Below are 22,661 nucleotides of genomic sequence, written 5' to 3'. Positions count from 1 at the left end.
GTTATTTTTTTACTAGTTGACTTATATTTATTTTTAACCCTAAATCAACCAAAACAGGTGTAAAATTACCTTTAGAAACAGGTCTTATCTGCCCTAGATTAGCAATAAAACTCCAGCGAGTATTTATTTTTTTCTGAACTCCCAATGCATATTGATATGCCATTCCACTTCCTAAATTAATATTACCTCCACCTCCAGCTCCTAAAAGAGTTTTGGTAGTTATTTTCCAATTTTTAGCTAAGCTATAATAATATTGCAATCCTAACCAACCTTCAGCATAGGCACCATAATTCCCTTGATAAGCCCAAACTGTGGCAGCAATCAAACTAAAATTTTTATTTATATTTTTCTCTACTTCAAAACCTATCAAATTAAAAACACGATCGTATTCCCTTCCTATTTTGTCAATTTCCCCACTAGAAACATAAACTCTATTAAACGTAGAAAAACTAAAATCTTCTTTTTCAACATCATTTTTATTTACAACTGTAATCTTATCATTGCTGCTATTTGAATACAAACCAAACTTTTTCCCTACAGAAACATCTAAATGGTTTGATTGAAAATTTCCATTAGGAGCATAGGTATTCCCTAGATTTACCTGAAATAAATAGTCGGATATATTTACACCTATTCCGGCTTCTATTTGTGTAGCTAAACCACCACCAAATTGTACTGCTCCACCACCAGCTCCTCCAACTAATGCTTTTGCATCTAACATTAGCCATTTGTTTACCGGTAATTCATATCCTATTCCAGAAAGCAACATCATAAAACCATCTACTTCACCTATAAAAGCTCCACCCACCTTTACAATTCCATATAAATTATTTTCTTGATGACTTTTTAGCATTACTCCCAACAAAGAAATTACCGGTGCACTTTTATCCACTTCAAAATCTGTTTTTAATGGTCCTTTTGAATAGTTAAACAAATTCATAGACAACATACTGATATCAATATCTTTAAAAATAGAATTTGAATTTTCTTTATACGATGAGCTTGTATTATGAGTCACATAAGTATGAGTATGTATAACTGCTCCAACGTTAATATGAAAACTATTAATTTCTCCACTTGGAAATTTTACAGCAGACACACCTGCTCTTAAAGATAATTTATCGCTAATTTTAGCTTGTAAATCTAGATGTGGTCTTACCATTAAACCGCCTCCATCTGGAGCACCACTACCACCACCTCCACCTAAAAACAAACCCAAATCGTAATCTAACCAATCTGAAAATAGATTTTTTTGGACTCCTCCAGAAACTCCAAAAACAATAAACCCTGAACGGATTCCTGTTAAAGCGGAGTATGAGTTTACTCCAAAATATACATTCTCTTTTTGTGGCAACAAACCAAAAACCTCATAACCATGACCTATAAAACCAATATTAGGTTCGTCATTCATTTTTACAATATCACCAGAAAAACGAATCCTAGAATTTAATTTTTCTACCAAATAATTATTTTGAGAAAACACAACATTGCTAAGTACAAATAAAACTAATAATAGATTTTTCATGCTATTCTCTATTTTTAGAATCTATAATAATCGTTATTGGTCCATCATTTATCAATTTAACCTTCATATTTGCCCCAAACTCTCCTGATTGAATTTCTTTTTGCAACAACTCATTTAATCTAGTTTTAAAGCTTTGGTATAGCGGAATTGCAATTTCAGGCCTTGCTGCTTTTATATAACTAGGTCTATTCCCTTTTTTGGTAAGTGCATATAAAGTAAATTGACTTACAACAATAATCTCTCCATCAACATCTAATAATGATAAATTCATTAAATCATTTTCATCTCCAAAAATTCTTAGTTTGATTATTTTTTGACACAACCATTCTATATCTTCCTGAGTATCATCTGGTACAATTCCTACCAAAATCAATAAACCTTTAGAAATACTAGCTACCTTTTGCTCATTAATTGTAACCGATGCACTACTTACTCTCTGTATAACAACTTTCATTATTTAAAAATATCTTGTCTATAATGTTCTTCTTCTTCTCTTAACAATTGAAGATAACTTTCATACCTAGTTTCAGAAACTAATCCTTGTTCTAAAGCCGCTTTTACAGCACATTTAGGCTCATCAACATGAGTGCAATTGTTAAATTTACAACCCGATTTTAATTCGAAAAATTCAGGAAAATAATCCGTTACTTCATACTTATCAAAATCGACAACTCCAAAACCTCTAATTCCTGGAGTATCTATAATATAGCCACCAAAAGACAAAGGGTGCATTTCGGCAAATGTAGTTGTGTGCTGTCCTTGCTGATGTTGTTCTGAAATTTCTTTTGTTTTTAAATTTAAACTAGGTTCCAATGCATTTACCAAGGTAGATTTACCCACACCAGAATGACCTGCAAATAAGCTTACTTTGTCTTGCATTATTTTTTTAACCAGCTCTAAATTGTATTTTTCTTTGGCAGATACATCAATACATTCATACCCTATACTTGTATAAATATATTGAAAAGCTTCTCTATACTCATCCATTTCTTCGTCATGGGTATCTACTTTATTAAATAATAGAATAGATTGAATGCTATACGCTTCTGCAGTAGCTAAAAATCGATCAATAAATGTAGTTGTGGTTTCAGGATTGTGTAACGTTACAACTAAAAAAGCAATATCAATATTAGAAGCTATAATATGTGTTTGTTTTGATAAGTTTACAGACTTACGAACAATAAAGTTTCTACGCTCTTTTATTTCTTTAACAACACCGGTATCTTTATTAGGCTCTAATTCAAACACAACCTCATCACCCACTGCTATTGGGTTGGTACTTTTAATTCCCTTCATTCTAAACTTACCAGGAATTCTACATTGATGGATTTCTCCATCTTGTGTTCTTACTGAATACCAACTACCTGTAGATTTTGTAACGATTCCATTCATACGGTAAAAATAGTTGATAGTAGTTAGTTATCCTCTAACTATCCTAAAAAATTAACGCAATAAAAAAAGGAACAGATATACATCTGTTCCTTTTTTATTATTTATAAATTGTATTTCTAATTACTTAGATGTTACAATTGCTTCTTGTTTGTTAATAGATTCTTGATGAATAGCTTTAAAAACTCCTTCAACAAAATCTTCACTTAATCCAGCTTTAGCTCCAATTGCAGCAACTGATTTTAAGATTTCACCCCAACGAGCATCCTGTAAAACAGAAATGTTCTTTGCTTTTTTTACTTCACCAATTTGCTCAGCAACTTTCATACGCTCAGCTAAAGTATCAATAATATGATTATCGATCACATCAATCTCAGCTCTTAACTGCTCTAATTGATCTAAAGCTTCACCTTCTGCTTTTGGAGTACGAACTCTTAAATCGTTCATAATTTCTACCAAACGAGCTGGAGTAATTTGCTGTGCAGCATCAGACCAAGCTTCATCTGGAGTAATGTGTGTTTCAATCATTAAACCTTCAAAGTTTAAGTCTAAAGCGATTTGAGAAATCTCTTGAATACCTGTTCTGTTTCCACAAATGTGAGAAGGATCGTTAATAATTGGTAAATCTGGATACTGACGTTTTAACTCAATTGGTAATTGCCATTGAGGAACATTTCTGTAACGAGTTTTTTTGTAAGAAGAGAATCCTCTGTGAATAACTCCTAAGTTTTTAATATTTGCTTTGTACAAACGCTCAACACCACCTAACCATAAAGCTAAATCTGGGTTGATTGGGTTTTTAATTAAAACAATTTTGTCTGTACCTTCTAATGCATCAGCAACTTCTTGTACAGCAAATGGGTTTACTGTAGTACGAGCTCCTAACCACAAGATATCAATATCAGCTTCTAAAGCTAATTTTACGTGGGCAACGTTTGCTACCTCAACTGCAGTTAATAATCCTGTTTGTTCTTTTACCTTTTTTAACCAAGGTAAAGCTACAGCACCAACACCTTCAAAACCTCCTGGTCTAGTTCTTGGCTTCCAAACACCTGCTCTAAATACAGTTGCATCTGTATTTTTTAATTCATGAGCAATTTTTAACACTTGCTCTTCAGTTTCTGCACTACACGGTCCAGCAATTACTAGAGGATGATCTAATTTCATATCATCCAACCACGTTCTAAATTCTTTGTTATTTTCCATCTTAGTAATTATATACTTTTTATTTTTGAATTCCTTTTAATACTTCTTTTATATGGTTTGTCTCTTTCATTGTTTGCTGCAAACCTGAGCTATTTTCTTCTAAAATTAAATTCTTAAATGTTATTAAATTATCAATATATTCATTTAAAGAACTTAATATATTCTCTTTATTTTCTATAAAAATTGGCGACCACATATTCGGAGAACTTTTGGCCAAACGAACGGTAGATTCAAATCCAGAACCTGCCATATCAAAAATGTTCTTTTCGTTTTTTTCTTTCTCTAAAACTGTTTTTCCTAACATAAAAGAACTAATGTGCGATAAGTGAGATACGTAAGCAATATGCTTGTCGTGCTCTATACTATTCAGAAATATAGTTCTCATTTGTAAAGCATTAAAAATATTTAAAACTTTAGCAACAGCTGTTTCGCTACTCAATTCTTTATCACAGATAATATTAACCTTATGATCGAACAAATTATAGATAGCTGCTTCGGGGCCAGAATGTTCTGTACCTGCTATTGGATGAACGGCCACAAAATTACTCCTTTTTTCGTGATTTTCAACTGTTTTACATAGTTTCTCTTTGGTAGAGCCCATATCAAACACGATAGCATCCTTTTTAATAAAATTTAACACCTTATTAGCTAGTTCTGGCAAGTAGTTAACAGGCACTGCTAGCACAACAATATCACTAAGTCCAACCTCTTCTATGGTAATAATACGATCAACGATACCTAAATCTATAGCTTTTTGGGCATTGGCCGTATTTACATCTACTCCATAAACCGTATAGCCTAAGCGTTTCTTTAACTCTAATGCTAAAGAACCTCCTATCAACCCTAAACCTATAACTGTTACTAACATACTTATTACAACTCTATCTATACCTTATCTATACTTTACCTATGCTTTTACTCTTGCCAAAACCTGTTCTAAATTTTCTTCAGAAACACATAATGATAATCTTATGTATCCTTCTCCATTACTTCCAAATACAGTTCCTGGAGTAATAAACACATCTTTTTCGTACAACATTTTATCTGTCATTTGTTCTGATGTAATTCCTGATGGTAATTTTGCCCAAACAAACATTCCTACATGACTTGTATTGTACACACAATTTAAATTGTCTAATATTTTATAAACTATTTCTCTTCTTTTGATATAGTGTTCGTTTATACTTTTAAACCAATCTTTAGACAAATGAAGTGCTTCTATAGCTCCTTTTTGAATTCCGTAAAACATACCCGAATCCATATTGCTCTTTACTTTTAATATTTGAGTTAAGTATTCTTGTGCCCCCACAAACATCCCTACTCGCCAACCTGCCATGTTAAAACTTTTACTTAAAGAGTTTAACTCTAGAGCCACTTCTTTTGCTCCTTCATAACTTAATATACTCTCTGGATGGTCATTTAAAACAAAACTATATGGATTGTCATTCACCAACAAGATTTTATTTCTTTTTGCAAATGCAATTAATTCCTTATACATATTATCTTTAGCAATTGCTCCTGTTGGCATATGTGGATAATTTACCCACATTATTTTTACTTTTGATAGGTCTTGACTTTCTAAAGCTTTAAAATTTGGCAACCAATTGTTTTCTTCTAACAAATCGTAAAAAACAGGAGTTGCTCCCACCAACTTTGTAACTGATGTATAAGTTGGATATCCTGGGTTTGGAATTAACACTTTGTCTCCTGGGTTTAAAAAAGCCATAGAAACGTGCATAATTCCTTCTTTAGACCCCATTAATGGTAAAATTTCCGTGCTCGGATTTAATGCTACCTTAAAATTAGATTGGTAAAAAGAAGCCATTGCCTTTCTTAACTCAGGAATCCCTTGATATCCTTGATACGCATGAGCCATAGGTTCTTCCATAGCCGTTGTTAAAGCTATCTTCACCTGTTCGTCCGGGTCTAAATCTGGACTTCCAATTCCCAAACTAATAATTGGTTTTCCGTCGGCTTTTAAACTCGCCACTTCTCTTAATTTTTTTGAAAAGTAGTATTCCTTTACCTCATCTAATCTATTTGCTCCTGAAACAATCATTACTTATTGTCTTTATATTCTCCTAATATTTTTAAACTAGACACCTTATTTCTTATATCTGCCATTGCATTTTTATACTCTTGATAATCTTCAAAAACTAAATCTGCAAAAAAAGCATATTCCCAAGGTCTATCTATAATGGGTAATGATTGAATTTTTGACAAGTTTACCTTGTGATTTGCCAACAATATCAACACTTCTCCCAGCGAACCACTCTCGTGTTTTAATACAAATTTTAAAGAAGCTTTCGTTGCATTTACGTTGTTTAAACGTTCTTTGCTTTGTACAATCACAAATCTTGTAAAGTTCTTTTTTATGGTCTGAATTTCTTCTGCTATCAACTCTAAATCATATATTTCAGCTGCTTTGGCACTTGCAATGGCTCCTACTTTTTTTAATTGATTTTCTTGAATTCTTTTTGCCACATCAGCCGTATCTACGTCTTCAATCAATTTGATGTGAGGGTAGTTTTTAAAAAAACTTCTACACTGTAATAAAGCCATAGGATGTGAGTGCACTTTTTTAATTTCTTCAATTTTTTGACCTTTTAAGCCCATTAAATTGTGATTAATTTCTAAGTAATACTCTCCAACAATTGCTAAATCAGCCTCATCTATTAAGGCATAATTTGGTAAAATAGCCCCTGCAATAGAATTTTCTATTGCCATCACTGCAAAATCCACCTCCCCGTTAATCACTTTGTCTGGCATTTCAGCAAAAGTCATACATTCGGCTAACTCTATAGCTTCCCCAAAATAATTTTCGGCAACAATATGGTGGTAAGATCCTTTGATCCCTTGAATGGCTATTTTCATAATTTCTATGGCAAAAAAAAAGCCTCGATATATCGAGACTTTTTGCAATGCTATTTATATATTATTAACACACGAAAAGTCTCTCTTCTTTTGTAAAAAAGAAAAAATAATAAAATCCGTAAGTGTTAAATAAATTCATAATTCTTATTGATACAGCAAATGTATAAATTATATCTATAATCGCAAGTATTATTTAAAAAAAGATTAATTAGACAGCTTAGCCCCACAGAAACCCTACCTGACTTTACAAATTAAAAAAAGATGATGGCTACTAAAACAACTTCTCGATACAAATTTCTTACATTTTATTTCAGAAATTCACTCGAAGTGACATTAAAGTTAATGGACTTTGAAAACAACAAATTACTCTGTGCAAAGTTACAACTTCTAGATACTGCCGAAGCTATGGGATTTCTTGTGTTTTTTTAAGAACTCACAAAAGTGATGTTGAAATTAATGTCTTTTTAAAAAACTATTCTATCTAAAGCATGACTTCTCAATACAAATTTCTTGCATTTTATTTCAGAAAGTCACTCGAAGTGACATTGTAATTATTCTTTTTTAAAATTGAAATCAATACTAAAGTCTTTGGATACTTTTTAGAGTTTACTAAAACTGACAATTCTTACTAAGCTAAACATAAGACAAAAAAAAAGAGACAACTAATGTTGTCTCTTTGGAGCCGATAATAGGACTCGAACCTACGACCTGCTGATTACAAATCAGCTGCTCTAGCCAGCTGAGCTATATCGGCGTTGCGGGTGCAAATATAGTCTCTTTTTACAATTCAGCAAACATTTTATTTAAAAAAGTAATCTTTTTTTTTCACATAAAAAAACCTCATTGAAAATGAGGTTTTTAACTTTTATTTTTTAAATATTTTCTGAAAAAAGTTTTTATGACTTTCTTCTGCAGGATATCCATATCCTCCATAACCGTATCCGTATCCTCTACTGTGATCTAAGCCATTTATCAAAATAGCCATATTTGGTAAACGTTTTTCTTGATACAATCTTTCAGGCACTTCTAACATACGTTTGTCTAAATAATTAGCTCTAGAAACATATAAAAACATATCTGCATGTTTACTTAGCATTAGTGTATCTGTTACTAAATTAACAGGAGCTGTATCTACAATAACATAATCATACATTTTTTTCAGCTCAGTAAACATTTCAGCTATTTTAGTACTTAACAACAATTCTGCTGGATTTGGAGGTACTACCCCCGAACTTAATAAGTCTAAATTATCAAAACCAGGTAGTTTAATTAACATTTCAGATAAAACAGCCTCTTTGTCTATAATGTAATTTGTCACACCATTTCTATTCGGCAATCCTAAATATTGGGTGATTTTTGGAGCTCTTAAGTCCATTCCCATCAACAACACTTTTTTTCCCGTTAGAGCTAATGAAGCTGCTGTGTTTACAGAAACAAACGTTTTCCCTTCTCCAGAAATAGTGGAAGTCACAAATATAATTTTAGATTTAGACTCTACAGGTGTTAGCATAAAGTCTAAATTGGTTCTTAACAATCTAAAAGCCTCCGCTGTACTTGTCCTGCTTCCTTTTTTTATGACTACTTTTTCCTCTGTATTGTCAAAAGGAATGTCTCCCAATAATGGTACAGAAACCACTCCTTTTAAATCTCCTTTGGTATGGAATTTTGTATCAAGCAAATCACTTATATATATTACTCCAAAAGGAATTATAAGTCCTAAAATTAAACCTACTAAAGCAATAATTGGTTTTTTAGGAGCAACGGGGTTTATTGTACTATATGCACGATCAATTACTTTAGCATTAGAAAGTGTTACTGCCATCGATATTTCATTTTCTTCTTTCTTTTGTAATAAATAAGAATACAAATTAGCAATAATACTCTGCCTTCTAAGTATTGTTCTATATTCTCTGGCTTGTTTAGGTAGGCTAGAAATTCTTTCTTCAAATTTTCTCTCTACAGTACTTAATGAAGCTATAGTAATCTCAAGTTGTTTTTTTATATTTTTTAAAGATGCAGTAATATTTTGTCTAGAATTAAGTAATTCTGAATTTAAGTTTTGAACTACTGGATTTGAACTAGATGAATTTCTTAACAACCTATTTCTCTCTAACAACAAATCGTTGTACTTAGCTACAGAAGCATTTAGAGATAAATTATCCTTCACTCCTATGTTTGTTGGTAGTAGTTGAAAATCTTCTTTTGATTTCTCTATATCTTCGAGCATAAACTCAACCATTCTTAGTTCTGTTTCTTTACTAAAAACTTCTAGTTCATTCTCTGATTTTGCATCTACAAATACCTTAGACTGAACCCCTATATCTGTAATTTGTTTTTCAGACTTATAAACTTCTTCCATTTTATCCACCTCATCAAGCTCGGACTTTATTACTTGAAGTCTTTTTGTTATAAAATCATCTGTTTTTTGACCTACCAAATTTTTATCTTCGATAGACATCTGGTTGTACAGATCTATCATGGTATTTAAAACTAACTCTGCTTTATCTTTTATAGGATATTCAATTTCAACTGTTATAATATTAGCATTGTCCATTTCTACTACAGAAACTTTTTTTTGAAATTTATCAACTATATAGTTGCTATTTTCAAATACTACCTGATAAAAGTTATTATTTTTATCACTATACTTTTGAAAAGTAGGTACTAACAAAAACTCATAGTCCCCTATATTCATTTTTTCTCCAAAACCTAGTCTCGTAAATTCATCCCCTCCCTCTATTTTATATTCAAATTCTTTATCATTAATTATTGTCAACTCTACAATTGTATCTAATTGATAGAATATTTCTTTATCAGACAACACTCTAAGACTCAATGGCCTATTATTAAACAACTCTACGTTTTTCAAACCTCTTTGTTGATACATCGTGAAATTAAGTTCCAACTTTCTAACATAAGCATTTGCCAAGGTTCTGGATTTCAAAACTTCTACCTCATCAGACACATTATTTTTAACTCCCCCACCAAGCGATGCTAAATCTTGAAAAGCCTGTAATTCTGATGCTCCTCCCTCTTCTTTTACTAAAACACTTGTATTTGTTTTGTATATATTGACTTTTGATTTTGCGTAAAAAACAGCTAGACCAACACATATACATACAGATAACAAAAACCATTTCCAATGGATTAAATATTTTTCAATCTCAGCTCTAATATTGATAGACTCTCCTTGTTTTGCATAATTATTCCCTAAATTGTTTTCCATAATCTGTCTGTCTTATCTTGTTAAAAGAGAAATAATTGTAATCAATAATCCTGTTGCTGAAATAATGTATGAAGCTGTAGGTGAACTAGCAGATGCATTTACCTGTGGTTTGTTTGGAGAAATGTATACTATGTCATTCTGTTGCAAAAAATATGCAGGAGAATTTATTACATCCTTCGATCTAAGATCAATATTGTAATGTTTAATTCCTCCTTGTTCTTCTCTAATCAACTTAATATCATCTCTTTTCCCATGTATAGTTAAGTCTCCTGCCAATGCAATTACTTGGAGAATTGATATCTTGTCTCTATTGATTATATATTCACCAGGAGTCTTAACCTCCCCTAAAATAGATACTCTAAAATTGACTAGTTGAACATTGACCTTTACATCTGGTAAAAATGGTTTTATTTTTTTTTCTAGAAAAACCTCTAGACTTATTCTTGTTTGTCCTAATACATTTATTTTTCCAAGCTGTGGAAAATTTATATCTCCTTTTTGATCTACCAAATAAGATTGTTGCTGTTGTTGACTTGTTGCTTGAACTCCTCCTGTATTAAAAGACGCTACAGATAAATTAAAAGGTCTTGCCGCCTCTGGGTTTATTGACGAAACATTGATTGTTAATCTATCATCAGTTTTAAATTTTGGAGCACTAAAGGAGTTTTTAAAAACTTCTGTATCTTGATTATTTCCCTCTTTTAAATCTTGTAAATAAATCACATCTCTTCTTGAAGCACAAGAGACAATTAACAACATTAATATGCTTACACCTAACTTTTTTATTTTTTTCATTTTATTTTTTATCAAGATTTTCAAAGATAGAATTATTCGATATGAATTCTGGCACTATTTTTTTAATATTTGATACCACACTTAAAAAATCTTCGGGGTTATTTTCTTTGATTAAAAACTCAATACACTTTATTTTTTCCTCATAGTCAAAATCTTCAGACTTGCTTATCATGATTTTGTTATGATGCGTTGGTAAGGTATTTTCTCCGTCATTTAACAATTCTTCATATAATTTTTCCCCAGGACGTAATCCTGTTATTTTAATATCTATATCTGAAGGATACTCAAGCCCTGACAACTTAATCATTCTTTTCGCCAAATCCATAATTCTCACTGACTTACCCATATCAAAAATAAATATCTCACCTCCACATCCCATAGATCCAGCCTCAATTACTAGCTGACATGCCTCAGGTATTGTCATAAAATACCTAGTAATATCTGGGTGTGTTAATGTAATTGGTCCCCCTTCTGCTATTTGTCTTTTAAATAATGGAATTACTGAACCGTTTGAACCCAATACATTCCCAAATCTTGTCGTAATAAATTTTGTGCAGTTCCCTATTTTATTTTTAGAACCAATATACATTTCAGCAACTCTTTTTGTTGCCCCCATTACATTTGTAGGGTTAACAGCCTTGTCTGTTGACACCATCACAAATTTATCAACGTTGTATTTACATGAAAAATCGGCAATAATTTTAGTTCCTCCAATATTAATTTTAACAGCTTCGTATGGATTTGCTTCCATTAAAGGAACATGTTTATAGGCTGCTGCGTGAAAGACAATATTGGGTTGATGTGTCATAAATATTTTATTCATCATTCCTTTATCCCTTACATCACTCACATAACAGGTTAAATTTGTTTTTTGTTTTCTTTTTAAATCTTGTTCCACATCATACAAACAAGATTCTGCCTGATCTACTAAAACAACCTCTTTGCATTTATAGTTTGTTAACTGGCGTACAATTTCGGATCCTATAGAACCTGCTGCACCCGTAACTAAGATCACCTTTCCACTTACTTCTTTTTCTATTAACGGATTTTCTATTTGTATAGGTGTTCTATTTAATAAATCTTCTATATTAATTTCTTTAATTTGATTTAATTGTAAATCACTCCCTACCCAATTCGCTACAGGTGGCACCATTTTTACTTTTAAACCCATAGCTAAAAACTTATCCGAAATTTCCAACAACTTTGCTTGTGACAGGTTTTTTATGGCTATAATTACCTCCTTTATTTCTCTAGACTCAACATATTCTTTATCTACATGGGCATTGCTATGTATGTCAATTCTATCTATTTTATTTCCTCTTTTTCGAGGATCATCATCAATAAAACAACGTACTTTACTTCTCTGTGTATTTTCTTTCTCTAAAGTTGAATATACAATTGTACCTAGTTCACCAGCTCCATACACGATCACATTTACCGTATCTAAAGACCTCTTCAACAATGATTTAAACACAAATTTAAACAAAAACCTACTTGTAATTAAGGCAATTGTATTTAATAAAAACAGTACAATGATATTTGAAATTGTCAATACATATATTGGGGAATAATCAAACTTGATAATGATATAATTTGCGATTAATAACAATAGAGCTAACAAACTCACACTTGAGTATATGCTAATCGTATCTCTTAATCCTGTATGTCTAATCACTCCTTTATAAGACCCTAAAGTGATAAAACTTATTAAAGTTATTACAATTACGTATGGCAATTGAATAAAAGGCTTCATCAAATCTAAATCTGAAGAAAATTCATTTAATATAAAGTAAGAAAATATAAAATTAACGGCCACTATTGATAAATCTATCAATAGCACTAGCGACCTAGGTATATTTTTACTAATTTTAGCTACTACGTATTTTTTCATAAAGACAAATATATAACTTCATTCCCACTTATTAACCTTTGTTTATTATAGAATCTACAAATTACTAAATGAATGTTGTTATTTTTATCAAAGGTATTAAAAACACAAAGTTTTTGTTTAAATAAAAGTTAATAAACAATTAATTGAAGGAGTCTCCTATATAAATTCATGAAATAACTTTAAATGCTTTTCTATTACAAATTTCCTATCAAATTCTTTTTCTGCTTTTAATCTAGATGCTTTTCCCATTTTTTCTCTTTCTTTAGGATTGTCTATCAAATATCGGATTGCTTTAGCTAGTTCCTGTATCGATTTCACATTGACTTTATAACCGTTTTCACCATCATCTACACAATCTTTACAACCTATCGCGTTTGTTGTTACTATAGGCTTTCCCATTGCACAAGCTTCCATCAACACCACTGGTAGTCCCTCTCTATAAGAAGGTAACACAACAACATCTGCTCTTTGGTATTGAGTCACCATATCTGTCTGATTTCCTAACCACTCCAAATATCCCTTAAATTGATTTTTAATTAAGTATTCTTTAGGCACTCCTTGTTTATTTTGATAATCAAGCCGACCACAAAGAATAAAACTTGCTTTATTTATATACTCTTCTTTTAATAAGATAGCAGCTTCTATAAACTCCTTTACTCCTTTATCCCATAACATTCTTGTGGGCAGCAATATTATTACTTTCTCTAATTCTGTATTTTTTAAAGGCTTAAACTCTTCTAGATTCACCCCTATTCCTTTAATAATAGTGACTCTATTATGTTTTTTAATAATTCCTATTTTTTTTAACTCAGAACAATCTTCTGGGTTCTCAAAAATCAAGCTATTATTTCTTTTATTAAAACCTAATGACATCATCTTTGTCATTAAAGTTTGTACTAAACTTTTTCGTTGATCTGTAAAATTATATCCCAAACCGCTTATTGCATTAATAGTTGCTATATTGAGAATTCTAGAAATTAAAGATCCATATATTACCGGCTTCATCGTTATCTGATATACGACATCAGGCTGTAGTTTTTTATAGATAAAAAAAAGATTAAAAAAAGCTACAAATTCCTTTATAAGGTTTGTTCCTGAACGAGATATATTTATATCAATATATTCAAAACCTTTTTTTTCTATCTCCTCTCCTTTTCCTGTATTTTTAGCAGCAACAATAACTCTCCAACCTTCTTTTTTTAATGCCGTAGCTATTGCCAACCGATGCAATAAAAACAACCAATCTACATTTATAACAATTAATACTACCTTTTGTTTACTCATATACTACCCCTTTATTTTCCCTTTTGATATATTCATCCATAAACTGTTCGTTACAGACACCAAAACAATAGCTAAGGTAAAACTTACAAATATTTTAGATGCACTCCATAAATCACCTCTTAATAAATAAAATTCATAACCTAAAAACATATAAAAATAGAAGTTTATCCACTTGTTCTTTAATTTACACCTATCTAAAAACACATTTACAATTGCTATAATAAAAATAAAAGCAAAAACACCAAAATAACCAAAATTGGCATACCCCTCACCAATCCAAGGCATTGATATATTTAAATATTCAAAATATAATTTTTCTCCCATTAAATGACCTGTTCCTGGAGGTTTATTAGGCCAAGTATTTTCTTGTACAAAAAAAAGCACACTGGTTAACAATTGCTCTCCGTTTGTTATTATTTTCTCTCTTAACAACAAGGTAAAATTCTGAAAAGCATCAAAATGTCCTGTATCAAACAGTTTATAACTAACCCTAAGTCCAACTGTCCTTAGATCTCTAACCATATTAAATAATGGAAACACAACTAATATCCCTAAACAGTACATTCCAATATAATAGTTTTTTTTTGATAATATTGGCATATATATTACTACTAAAGGAATATATATAATTGCTAATATTCCTCTTGACAAAGCTGTTGGAAAACAAGAAAACAATACGAAAACTAATAAACCAAAAGCATATTTGTTTTTTTTAAATCCTAATAGAATATAATTCATTAAAACAATAAAAGGAATTAATCTCACTATTAGTAACAAAGAATAGCCTACTAATCCAAGATTTGTATTGTTTTTTAAATCATAAGAAAAAGGCCTATAAATTAACAGATCCCATTTAAACTTTAATAAGTACAAATAAAACACAATAGAGATAAATGCTAATAAGTAACTAAAAACAATTAATTTTTTATGGTTTATGGTCTTAAAACTTTGCGAGTTATTATTAGAGGACAAAGGGTTTGAATACTTAATTTTAATACTGTACAACCATTTATAAACCCATAAATATGTAACTAACGAAATTAAAACAACTTGACCAGATTTTAGATATGCAGCATCTTCTATATATCCCTTAAAATGAAATGTTGAACTATTTTTAAATTGAATTATTGGAGCTAAAGAAAAAAAGAAATAATGAAATAAACAATAGGTTTTATTTATAGAAATTGCTTTTTTATCTATAGATAAAAACAAGCCATACAACGCTCCTAAGCCCGTTAATAAAAAAACAGTAAGTATTATGCTATTGTATCTTTCTCCATTGTTTGTGTATGCAAACACAGCCGTAAAAAAAGCTAGTAATAAAAACATTTTATTACTAGTTATTAAACCTATGTTTTTTTTCATTTTATTCAATTTGGGTGGAAAAGTAATAGGATAAAATAGCATATACAAATCTCGCAATCACAAAAGCTAAAGCTGCCCCTATTATTGGATATATAGGAATTAATATAACTGCCATTGTTAACATTATTAAACTAGTGGTTATTGTTATAAAGCCAAACTGTTTGTCTTTATAACGTGTTAATAAATCATTAACCCCATAACTAGACACTATAGCTGCCAAAAATGGAATAGGGCTTAAAAATTTAACAATACGAATCATATTTTCTTCCATTTCTCCGTTCTCAAAATGTAACCAGCATTTTATCAAATATTCCCCTACAACAAACATTACCAAACTCAGCACAGAACCTGATCCTATTAATATTTTTTTTGTAGCCCTCTTAAATATCTCTTTTCTATTTACCAAAGGATAAAAAACGTTAGTTAAAATTGTATTTAAGGTGGTAAATGCAGCAGTAAATTTCACTCCTATTTGGGTAAGTCCAACATAAAAAGGCATTCCCAAAAGGCCTGATAAAAACACAATAAATACTCCAAAGGTTGATGGCACTAATAAGTTGATAAAAGAACTGAACTCTAGTTTTAAATACTTAATAATCTCTTTTATACTTAATAGCTTTATTTTTATTTTCTGTGTTTTTAAAACCCAAACAAAAGAAAATATATTTGTCACTACCCCTCCTATAGCTTCATACAAAGGTATTTTACTATAATCTGTTGCTTTTTTTATATACACCAATGATAGTGTTACAAAAATAAGCGTTGCAGCTAAGTGAATAAATGTGATAAACTTCATTTTTTCTATTCCCATAAAAAACCATCGCAAAGAAAAGAAACCACTTAACAATAACAACGAACTAAAGAGATACAGGTTTATATGTTTCGAAAACTCTGGAATGGTAAAACTTAAAAGAATAAAAAGAACACCTAATAAGATCACTAAGAACAACTTTACGGAAATTACTTGATTCACTATTTGCTCAACTCTATTGTGATTGTCTTTATACTTAGACAATTCTCTTACTGTAGACAAATGAAACCCATAATTTAAAATATTTTCAAAAAACAATACTAAAGACATTGCAAATGCATAAACCCCATAGTTATACAAACCCACTTTAACTATTAGATAAGGAATTAACCATAAACTTAAACCTAAATCTATTACTTTTAATGAGAATAGGGCTGTTATGTTTCCTACAATATGATGAAGTGCCTTTGTTGCTTTTAGCATTTATTTAAGCTCTTTTACCTTTTCTAATTTCTGAAAGCTAATTACATAGACCGCTATCATTATAACTATAACTCCTATTGTTGCTGTGTAATGTATCTGTGTTGAATAAGGTAACACTAAAAACACTACTCCAATAATTATAAGCTGAAGTACCGCATATAAACCCGCTACTTGTAAATGACTTAACTGCGTTCTATCTACTAATTTTTGATAAATATGATGTCTGTGAGGATCGGTTATTTTTTCTTTTATGATAGCTCTATATACCATGGTTAAAAACGCATCCGATCCAAACACCACTAAAAGCAACAAGTACAAAGGTGAGTTTAGTTTATAGACCATAGACATTACCATGTATAAAAGTATCAGAGCAATAGCGATACTACCAATATCCCCTGCAAAAAAACGAGCTTTTTTTCTAAAATTGTAATAGCCAAATACTAAAATTGCAATTATTTCATAACGAATTAAATCTAACTCTATTACTGGTGATATTAAATTTAAAAGATAAACACCTATTAATACAGCCAAACTATACAAGCCCGTAATTCCATTAATTCCGTCCATAAAATTAGAAAAATTAATATAGCCTGTTCCAGCAAAAATTATCAATGCTGCCAACCAAATTGATTCGTTAAAGATCCCTATTTGAAACACTACCAATGCAATTGCTATTAACTGAAAAGGAAATCTTACCCTAGAGCTTAAGGTTATCATATCGTCAATAAAACTAACCACAGCCACTATTAACACCCCTAGCAATAAATATATTTCTTGAAATTCAACTTGTATTTGATATATTAAAAATGCAAAAACAAATAAAATCCCCCCTCCTCTTATAGTTGGAACTGTATGAGAACTTCTTTGATTGGGTTTGTCTATAATATTAAATTTTTCTGCTAGTTTTAAATACACTAGAGACGACATTGCTAAAATTAAAAAGATAATTAGATACATTTATTTTTCGTTTTTCGTTTTTCGATGGTCGTTTTCCGATGATCGATGTTCGGGTTTTGGGTTTTGGGTTTCGTTTTCCGATGATCGTTTTCCGGTGATCGGTGATCGGTTATTATTTTAGTGATTTGATCAACTTATACAACATCATTTTAATCCTTATGCACATTTTCTCTAATTCATCATATTTGTCATCTGTTATATATGTTATGTCTCTAGCCAGAAATAATTGATAATTTGTTTCCTCCAAAGAACCTTTTGCTATGTATAAAAACTGAATGTATTCTTTTTTATATTGCCTCCCTTGTCCTTCTACTATATTTGTTGGAACGCTACTAGAACTTCTTCTTATTTGACTTGTCAAACCATATCTTTCAGAAGACGGAAATTTACTTGAAATTTTATATACTTCCAGTGTCAATTCGTGTGATAATTTCCAAACTTCTAATTTTGATTCCATAGTATTTCGTTTTCCGATGATCGGGTTTCGGTGCTCGAGGTTCGTTTTCCGATGATCGTTATTCGATGTTCGGGTTTCGGTGCTCTAGGTTCGTTTTTCGGTGGTCTGGTTTCGGTTATTGGGTTTTAAATGATTGTATTGTTTTCACAATTCCTTGTTTTGTTGTTACAGGAAATTCTTTGCCTATTGCTTTTTTAATTTTCACATTACTTACCACATAATTTTCTGTTAATTTATCTAAGCGTTCCGAATTTACAGGAATAGGTATGATATCTCCTATTTTGGCTATTACTTTTACCATTCCTTTAGATATGTTCCATATTTTTGAAGACTTTTCTATTGCTTCTCCAATAATTTTCACTAAATCCACTGTAGATAATGATTCGTCATCCGCTATATTGTATACACCGCTAGGTATCTCTTTATTGTTGATTAATTCTTGAATCACAAAACATAAATTTTCTACCGATAAAAATGAACGTTGATTCTCATAAGCTCCAAAAGGGTACGGAATTCCTTTAGACACAAAACTATATAGTACATTTAAATTTCCCTTGTTCCCAGGACCATGAATCATACAAGGTCTTAATATATAAACTCGTTTTCCTTTTGGTAACGTTTGCGCTAATATATAAGCTTCTGCTTGTTGTTTAGATTGTCCATACACCGTTATTGGATTAGGATCAACCTCTTCTGTTAATGTTCCCTCTACTGTATCTGCTACTGCTTTTACAGAACTCATGTAAATAAACGTTTCGCAGGTACTTTCTAAAAATTGATTGAATAGTTTTTTAGTTAATTCTGTGTTTACTGTAAAATATTCTTGATCTTCAGATGTTTTTTTTAAGTCGTGAGCTTTTCCTGCTAAATGGACTAAAACAGAAGTTTTATTCCACCCTTCTATTGATAAATCTTGGTATGTTATTGTTTGGTTGTTTTTATCACTTCTAGAAACCCCTTTTATTTGACATCTATTTTTGTTTTCTAAATACGTTGTTAAGTTTTGACCTACAAAACCTGTATTCCCTGTAATTAAGACAATCATTTCTTTATTTTTTCTTTAAAAAACTTACCAACTTCCAAAATCCTCTTAAAAAAATCTTTGTGTACGAAAAAGAAATATTATTTCTATTTAATGCTTTGGCTATTTCTTTGGTTATTAATTTATAGCTCTCATACCCCGAACTACTTACTCCCCCTATTAGCATAGCAGTAGTAGTGATTTCCGAATATTTCCAAGATATTTTTTCTTTTAAAAAAAATCTAGTAATTAGCTCATAGTCAGCACCAATTTTAAAATCTAAGGCATACTTCCCATATTTATCAAACAATTCTCTTTTTATAAAGAGAGCGGGATGCGCAGGCATAAACCCTATTCTTAATTTTTCAGGATTCCAGTTGGCAGCACTGTATTTTCTTACGGTTTTTCCCTCTTCATTATGCTGAGTAATATTCCCTACAGATGCTTGAATATTATTTTGTTTATGAAAGTTGGCTACTTGTTGTAAAACCATTTCATCGTAAAAAGTGTCGTCTGAATTTAAAATCCCCACCAAATCTCCAGTAGCCATTTCAATACCCTTGTTCATAGCATCATACAATCCTTTATCTGGTTCTGATACCCATTTGGTTATTATAGAGTTGTATTGCTGAATAAGTTGCACGGTATTATCTTTAGAATTTCCGTCTACCACTATATATTCTACGTTAGGGTAACTTTGACTTTCTACAGATTTTAATGTTTTTTCAATAGTCGCTTCACTATTGTAACAAACGGTTATGATGGATATTTTCATTTATTTATTATTATTTATCCATTTTAAAGTTTTCACAATTCCTACTTGTCTTGTAATTGGTAATTTTGGTGCTATCACCTGAGTATTAGACAAATCAACAATATTATTTGTTGTCATATTTTTTAATCTAAATGAAGTCATTGGAAAATTAACTTTAAAAGCTTTTAAAAAATCTCCAAAAAAGGCAACTCCTTTAATTAAAGAAAAAGGAATCTTTTTTACTGAAAACCCTAATTCACTTGAGATTTCATTTGCCCAAACCTCAATATTTGTAGGATCATAATCACCTATATAAAATACTTTATTTAAATCACTATTTGTTTCTGAAAAAAGCATTTGTTCTATTTGATAAACTGCATTTTCTACATAACCATATGTTTTTGTACAACTCTTATTTCCAATATGAAAATATTTCTTAGCTATTACCATATCAAAAAAGTTTTTGTAAGGAACATCAAACCAAGGACCCCATATGGATGTAGGTCTGATTATAGCCCAGTCACAAACTGGTGTATTAGACCATACTATTTTTTCTGTTTGTACTTTACTTTCTCCATATACAGTTGTTGGAGCAAAATCATGCTGATCTTTAGGATGATAGTTAGCCTTACAAACAAGCATAGAAGAAGTTATGATTATTTTTTCTAACTTATCTAACTGCTTTACTATTTTCATTATATTTTCAACACCTATATTGTTTGCGCTATAATCATCTAAAGTAGTACCATCTAAATCTGTACGGGCAGCTAAATGAACAAAATATTTAGGATCAAAGGATATTATTTCTTTTTGTAGTAACTCAAAGTTAGTAATATCAATATTAACCCAATGTTTGAAATGCTCTGTTTTCTTCGGCTCTTTAACATCAATATTTAAAACTTCAAATTCTTTATCTAAAAAATACTGAACTAGATTAGTGCCAATAAATCCAGACCCGCCCGTTATTAATATTTTTCTCTTCATTTTATTTTGTTTTTCTTTCTTTTAACGGCTTAGCAGGGTTACCTACACAAATATACCCCTCTGGTAAATCTTTGGTCACAACTGAAGCTGAACCAACAACAACTCCTTTATTTAAGGTAACCCCCATATTGATAAAAACATTACTAGAAATCCATGCTTCATCTTTAATTACAATTCTTTTTTTGATAGTGGGAAATAATATTTTATTTACATCATGCGCAGCTGTTGCTACAAATATATTATGAGCAAATGCAACATTATTACCAATTATAATTTTATCAACGCTGTATAACTCAACGTTATCACCAATCCAACAATGATTTCCTATTGTAATATTCCATGGGTAAAGTAGCTTTGCTGAAGCACTTATTTTAACACCTTCTCCTATAGATGCTCCAAACATTCTATATATAAAAACTCTCCAAGAATGTAAAAACTTTGGAGTGGTTTTAATAAGTAGTAAATCAATAATTTTATATAATTGTATAAAATAAACTGAACGTTCTCTTTTTAAATCATATTTATAGTTTTTTAAATCCTGATAAGTAATATTATTTGATTCCATTATTTTAAATTTTTAATTTATAAACTTTGGTTTTTCTATCTTGTTTGCCACCCACTTATACATCTCTAATGTATTGTTAGCCACAGTCTCTATTGAATACTGCTCTTCAACTAGTTTTCTACCATTGCGACCCATTTGTTTTAACACTTCTTCATCAGAATTTAAAACTTCTTCCAATGCTTTTTTTAAAGGTTCAACACCAATATCAATCCACCACCCACAACTATTTTTATGTAAATCTTCCCAAGGAGTTCCTTTCGTTGTTATTACAGGCGTATAACTAGCTAGAGCCTCTGCTATTACAATTCCAAAGTTTTCGCTAAACGTTGGCAATACAAAAACATCTGCCTTTCTAAAAACTTCTATTTTTTTTACGGTATCGAATATTGGTGGTAATATTACTACACTTTCAGAAAGATTTTCTGCTATTATTTTATTGTTTAAACTTTCTATATATTCATTATCTCCATTACCTATAATTTTAATTATCCAATCTTCTTTTGCAGAATGTTTTAATTCTGCAAAAGCTTGAATTAAAAACTCAATCCCTTTTTTTGGATGTATTCTAGATAAAAATAAGAATGTTTTTTTATTTTTATTTCCTATATATGGGTCTTTAGGAAATTCCGAAACAGCTATACCATTCGGAATAACTGCAGTTGGATTATTTATACCCAACCTGCGAACACTCTCCTTTTCTGAAAGAGCTGTTACATGAATACAGGCAGCATTTGATAAATCTTTTTTTTGAAATAACCATAGTGCTATTTTTTTCTTTAATTTACCCTGGTTTAAAGACCACTCCTCTAACATTCCATGTGGTGATATTATATATGGAGTTTTATTTTTGAGGGTTAACCTCACCATTTTATGAATAAAAAACTCCCATATCCCATTTATATGAACAACATCATAGTTTCTATTTTCTGAGATGTCATCTTTTTTATTTTTATGATAAAATTTTACATCAATTTTATCATCTAACTTTAAAGGACTATTAGATTGTAATGTTGTAATGGTTAAACTTATACCTTTATTTGATAAAGCATTTGATAGCCCTTGTAGGTAAGTTGCAGTCCCCCCTGAGTTTTTATCTATATTGCTAATAACTTGATTTACTTTGATCATAAAACT

Annotated in this window: 20 protein-coding genes and 1 tRNA gene; all 21 read right to left on the bottom strand. The window is 30.6% G+C overall.

Annotated features, from left to right (window positions below):
- Position 1: 1 nt before the first annotated feature.
- Positions 2-1,525, bottom strand: a complete 1,524-nt coding sequence (locus FHR24_RS03875) for a hypothetical protein (protein WP_167184132.1) — start codon at positions 1,523-1,525, stop codon at positions 2-4.
- A gap of 1 nt (position 1,526) precedes the next feature.
- Positions 1,527-1,979: a D-aminoacyl-tRNA deacylase gene (gene dtd, locus FHR24_RS03870; protein ID WP_167184129.1), complete on the bottom strand. Its 453-nt coding sequence runs from the start codon at positions 1,977-1,979 to the stop codon at positions 1,527-1,529.
- Positions 1,979-2,917: a ribosome small subunit-dependent GTPase A gene (gene rsgA / locus FHR24_RS03865; RefSeq protein ID WP_167184126.1), complete on the bottom strand. Its 939-nt coding sequence runs from the start codon at positions 2,915-2,917 to the stop codon at positions 1,979-1,981. The genes dtd and rsgA overlap by 1 nt, the downstream gene beginning before the upstream one ends.
- Before the next feature lie 120 nt (positions 2,918-3,037).
- A complete protein-coding gene (locus FHR24_RS03860; RefSeq protein WP_167184123.1) occupies positions 3,038-4,120 on the bottom strand; it encodes a bifunctional 3-deoxy-7-phosphoheptulonate synthase/chorismate mutase type II in 1,083 nt (360 codons plus the stop codon).
- A gap of 19 nt (positions 4,121-4,139) precedes the next feature.
- Positions 4,140-4,988 carry a prephenate dehydrogenase gene (locus FHR24_RS03855; RefSeq protein WP_167184120.1) on the bottom strand — a complete coding sequence of 283 codons (849 nt, stop codon included), beginning with the start codon at positions 4,986-4,988 and terminating at the stop codon, positions 4,140-4,142.
- Between the two features lie 39 nt (positions 4,989-5,027).
- Positions 5,028-6,176 carry a pyridoxal phosphate-dependent aminotransferase gene (locus FHR24_RS03850; protein ID WP_167186908.1) on the bottom strand — a complete coding sequence of 383 codons (1,149 nt, stop codon included), beginning with the start codon at positions 6,174-6,176 and terminating at the stop codon, positions 5,028-5,030.
- 2 nt (positions 6,177-6,178) lie between these two features.
- Positions 6,179-6,994, bottom strand: coding sequence for a prephenate dehydratase (locus FHR24_RS03845; RefSeq protein WP_167184117.1), 816 nt, complete (start codon positions 6,992-6,994; stop codon positions 6,179-6,181).
- 677 nt (positions 6,995-7,671) lie between these two features.
- Positions 7,672-7,748, bottom strand: a tRNA-Thr gene (locus tag FHR24_RS03840).
- A gap of 111 nt (positions 7,749-7,859) precedes the next feature.
- On the bottom strand, positions 7,860-10,220 hold the full coding sequence (locus FHR24_RS03835; protein WP_167184114.1) for a GumC family protein: 2,361 nt from the start codon (positions 10,218-10,220) through the stop codon (positions 7,860-7,862).
- A 12-nt stretch (positions 10,221-10,232) separates the two neighbouring features.
- Complete coding sequence (locus tag FHR24_RS03830) at positions 10,233-11,015, bottom strand: polysaccharide biosynthesis/export family protein (RefSeq protein WP_167184111.1); 783 nt, start codon at positions 11,013-11,015, stop codon at positions 10,233-10,235.
- Between the two features lies 1 nt (position 11,016).
- Positions 11,017-12,906 carry a polysaccharide biosynthesis protein gene (locus FHR24_RS03825; RefSeq protein WP_167184108.1) on the bottom strand — a complete coding sequence of 630 codons (1,890 nt, stop codon included), beginning with the start codon at positions 12,904-12,906 and terminating at the stop codon, positions 11,017-11,019.
- Between the two features lie 156 nt (positions 12,907-13,062).
- On the bottom strand, positions 13,063-14,190 hold the full coding sequence (locus FHR24_RS03820; RefSeq protein WP_167184105.1) for a glycosyltransferase family 4 protein: 1,128 nt from the start codon (positions 14,188-14,190) through the stop codon (positions 13,063-13,065).
- A gap of 3 nt (positions 14,191-14,193) precedes the next feature.
- The gene (locus FHR24_RS03815) at positions 14,194-15,555 is read right to left on the bottom strand and encodes an O-antigen polymerase (protein ID WP_167184101.1); all 1,362 of its coding nucleotides are present in this window, start codon (positions 15,553-15,555) and stop codon (positions 14,194-14,196) included.
- A gap of 1 nt (position 15,556) precedes the next feature.
- Positions 15,557-16,789, bottom strand: coding sequence for an oligosaccharide flippase family protein (locus FHR24_RS03810; RefSeq protein ID WP_167184098.1), 1,233 nt, complete (start codon positions 16,787-16,789; stop codon positions 15,557-15,559).
- Positions 16,790-17,746 carry an MraY family glycosyltransferase gene (locus tag FHR24_RS03805; protein ID WP_167184095.1) on the bottom strand — a complete coding sequence of 319 codons (957 nt, stop codon included), beginning with the start codon at positions 17,744-17,746 and terminating at the stop codon, positions 16,790-16,792.
- A 112-nt stretch (positions 17,747-17,858) separates the two neighbouring features.
- The gene (locus FHR24_RS03800) at positions 17,859-18,203 is read right to left on the bottom strand and encodes a four helix bundle protein (RefSeq protein ID WP_167184092.1); all 345 of its coding nucleotides are present in this window, start codon (positions 18,201-18,203) and stop codon (positions 17,859-17,861) included.
- 115 nt (positions 18,204-18,318) lie between these two features.
- Positions 18,319-19,248: an NAD-dependent epimerase/dehydratase family protein gene (locus FHR24_RS03795; protein ID WP_167184089.1), complete on the bottom strand. Its 930-nt coding sequence runs from the start codon at positions 19,246-19,248 to the stop codon at positions 18,319-18,321.
- A 4-nt stretch (positions 19,249-19,252) separates the two neighbouring features.
- Positions 19,253-19,999, bottom strand: coding sequence for a glycosyltransferase family 2 protein (locus FHR24_RS03790; RefSeq protein ID WP_167184086.1), 747 nt, complete (start codon positions 19,997-19,999; stop codon positions 19,253-19,255).
- The gene (locus FHR24_RS03785; RefSeq protein WP_167184083.1) at positions 20,000-20,962 is read right to left on the bottom strand and encodes an NAD-dependent epimerase/dehydratase family protein; all 963 of its coding nucleotides are present in this window, start codon (positions 20,960-20,962) and stop codon (positions 20,000-20,002) included.
- Position 20,963: 1 nt separating this feature from the next.
- A complete protein-coding gene (locus tag FHR24_RS03780; protein ID WP_167184080.1) occupies positions 20,964-21,527 on the bottom strand; it encodes an LbetaH domain-containing protein in 564 nt (187 codons plus the stop codon).
- A gap of 12 nt (positions 21,528-21,539) precedes the next feature.
- A complete protein-coding gene (locus FHR24_RS03775; protein WP_208412277.1) occupies positions 21,540-22,655 on the bottom strand; it encodes a glycosyltransferase in 1,116 nt (371 codons plus the stop codon).
- Positions 22,656-22,661: the final 6 nt, after the last annotated feature.

The organism is Wenyingzhuangia heitensis, assembly GCF_011762155.1.
Taxonomy (GTDB): domain Bacteria; phylum Bacteroidota; class Bacteroidia; order Flavobacteriales; family Flavobacteriaceae; genus Wenyingzhuangia; species Wenyingzhuangia heitensis.
This window is presented reverse-complemented; position numbering and strand designations above follow the sequence as displayed.

Coding starts and splice junctions, on each gene's coding strand:
- FHR24_RS03875 (WP_167184132.1), bottom strand. CDS start 1,525: ATGAAAAATCTATTATTAGTTTTATTTGTACTTAGCAATGTTGTGTTT.
- dtd (WP_167184129.1), bottom strand. CDS start 1,979: ATGAAAGTTGTTATACAGAGAGTAAGTAGTGCATCGGTTACAATTAAT.
- rsgA (WP_167184126.1), bottom strand. CDS start 2,917: ATGAATGGAATCGTTACAAAATCTACAGGTAGTTGGTATTCAGTAAGA.
- FHR24_RS03860 (WP_167184123.1), bottom strand. CDS start 4,120: ATGGAAAATAACAAAGAATTTAGAACGTGGTTGGATGATATGAAATTA.
- FHR24_RS03855 (WP_167184120.1), bottom strand. CDS start 4,988: ATGTTAGTAACAGTTATAGGTTTAGGGTTGATAGGAGGTTCTTTAGCA.
- FHR24_RS03845 (WP_167184117.1), bottom strand. CDS start 6,994: ATGAAAATAGCCATTCAAGGGATCAAAGGATCTTACCACCATATTGTT.
- FHR24_RS03835 (WP_167184114.1), bottom strand. CDS start 10,220: ATGGAAAACAATTTAGGGAATAATTATGCAAAACAAGGAGAGTCTATC.
- FHR24_RS03830 (WP_167184111.1), bottom strand. CDS start 11,015: ATGAAAAAAATAAAAAAGTTAGGTGTAAGCATATTAATGTTGTTAATT.
- FHR24_RS03825 (WP_167184108.1), bottom strand. CDS start 12,906: ATGAAAAAATACGTAGTAGCTAAAATTAGTAAAAATATACCTAGGTCG.
- FHR24_RS03820 (WP_167184105.1), bottom strand. CDS start 14,190: ATGAGTAAACAAAAGGTAGTATTAATTGTTATAAATGTAGATTGGTTG.
- FHR24_RS03815 (WP_167184101.1), bottom strand. CDS start 15,555: ATGAAAAAAAACATAGGTTTAATAACTAGTAATAAAATGTTTTTATTA.
- FHR24_RS03810 (WP_167184098.1), bottom strand. CDS start 16,789: ATGCTAAAAGCAACAAAGGCACTTCATCATATTGTAGGAAACATAACA.
- FHR24_RS03805 (WP_167184095.1), bottom strand. CDS start 17,746: ATGTATCTAATTATCTTTTTAATTTTAGCAATGTCGTCTCTAGTGTAT.
- FHR24_RS03800 (WP_167184092.1), bottom strand. CDS start 18,203: ATGGAATCAAAATTAGAAGTTTGGAAATTATCACACGAATTGACACTG.
- FHR24_RS03795 (WP_167184089.1), bottom strand. CDS start 19,248: ATGATTGTCTTAATTACAGGGAATACAGGTTTTGTAGGTCAAAACTTA.
- FHR24_RS03790 (WP_167184086.1), bottom strand. CDS start 19,999: ATGAAAATATCCATCATAACCGTTTGTTACAATAGTGAAGCGACTATT.
- FHR24_RS03785 (WP_167184083.1), bottom strand. CDS start 20,962: ATGAAGAGAAAAATATTAATAACGGGCGGGTCTGGATTTATTGGCACT.
- FHR24_RS03780 (WP_167184080.1), bottom strand. CDS start 21,527: ATGGAATCAAATAATATTACTTATCAGGATTTAAAAAACTATAAATAT.
- FHR24_RS03775 (WP_208412277.1), bottom strand. CDS start 22,655: ATGATCAAAGTAAATCAAGTTATTAGCAATATAGATAAAAACTCAGGG.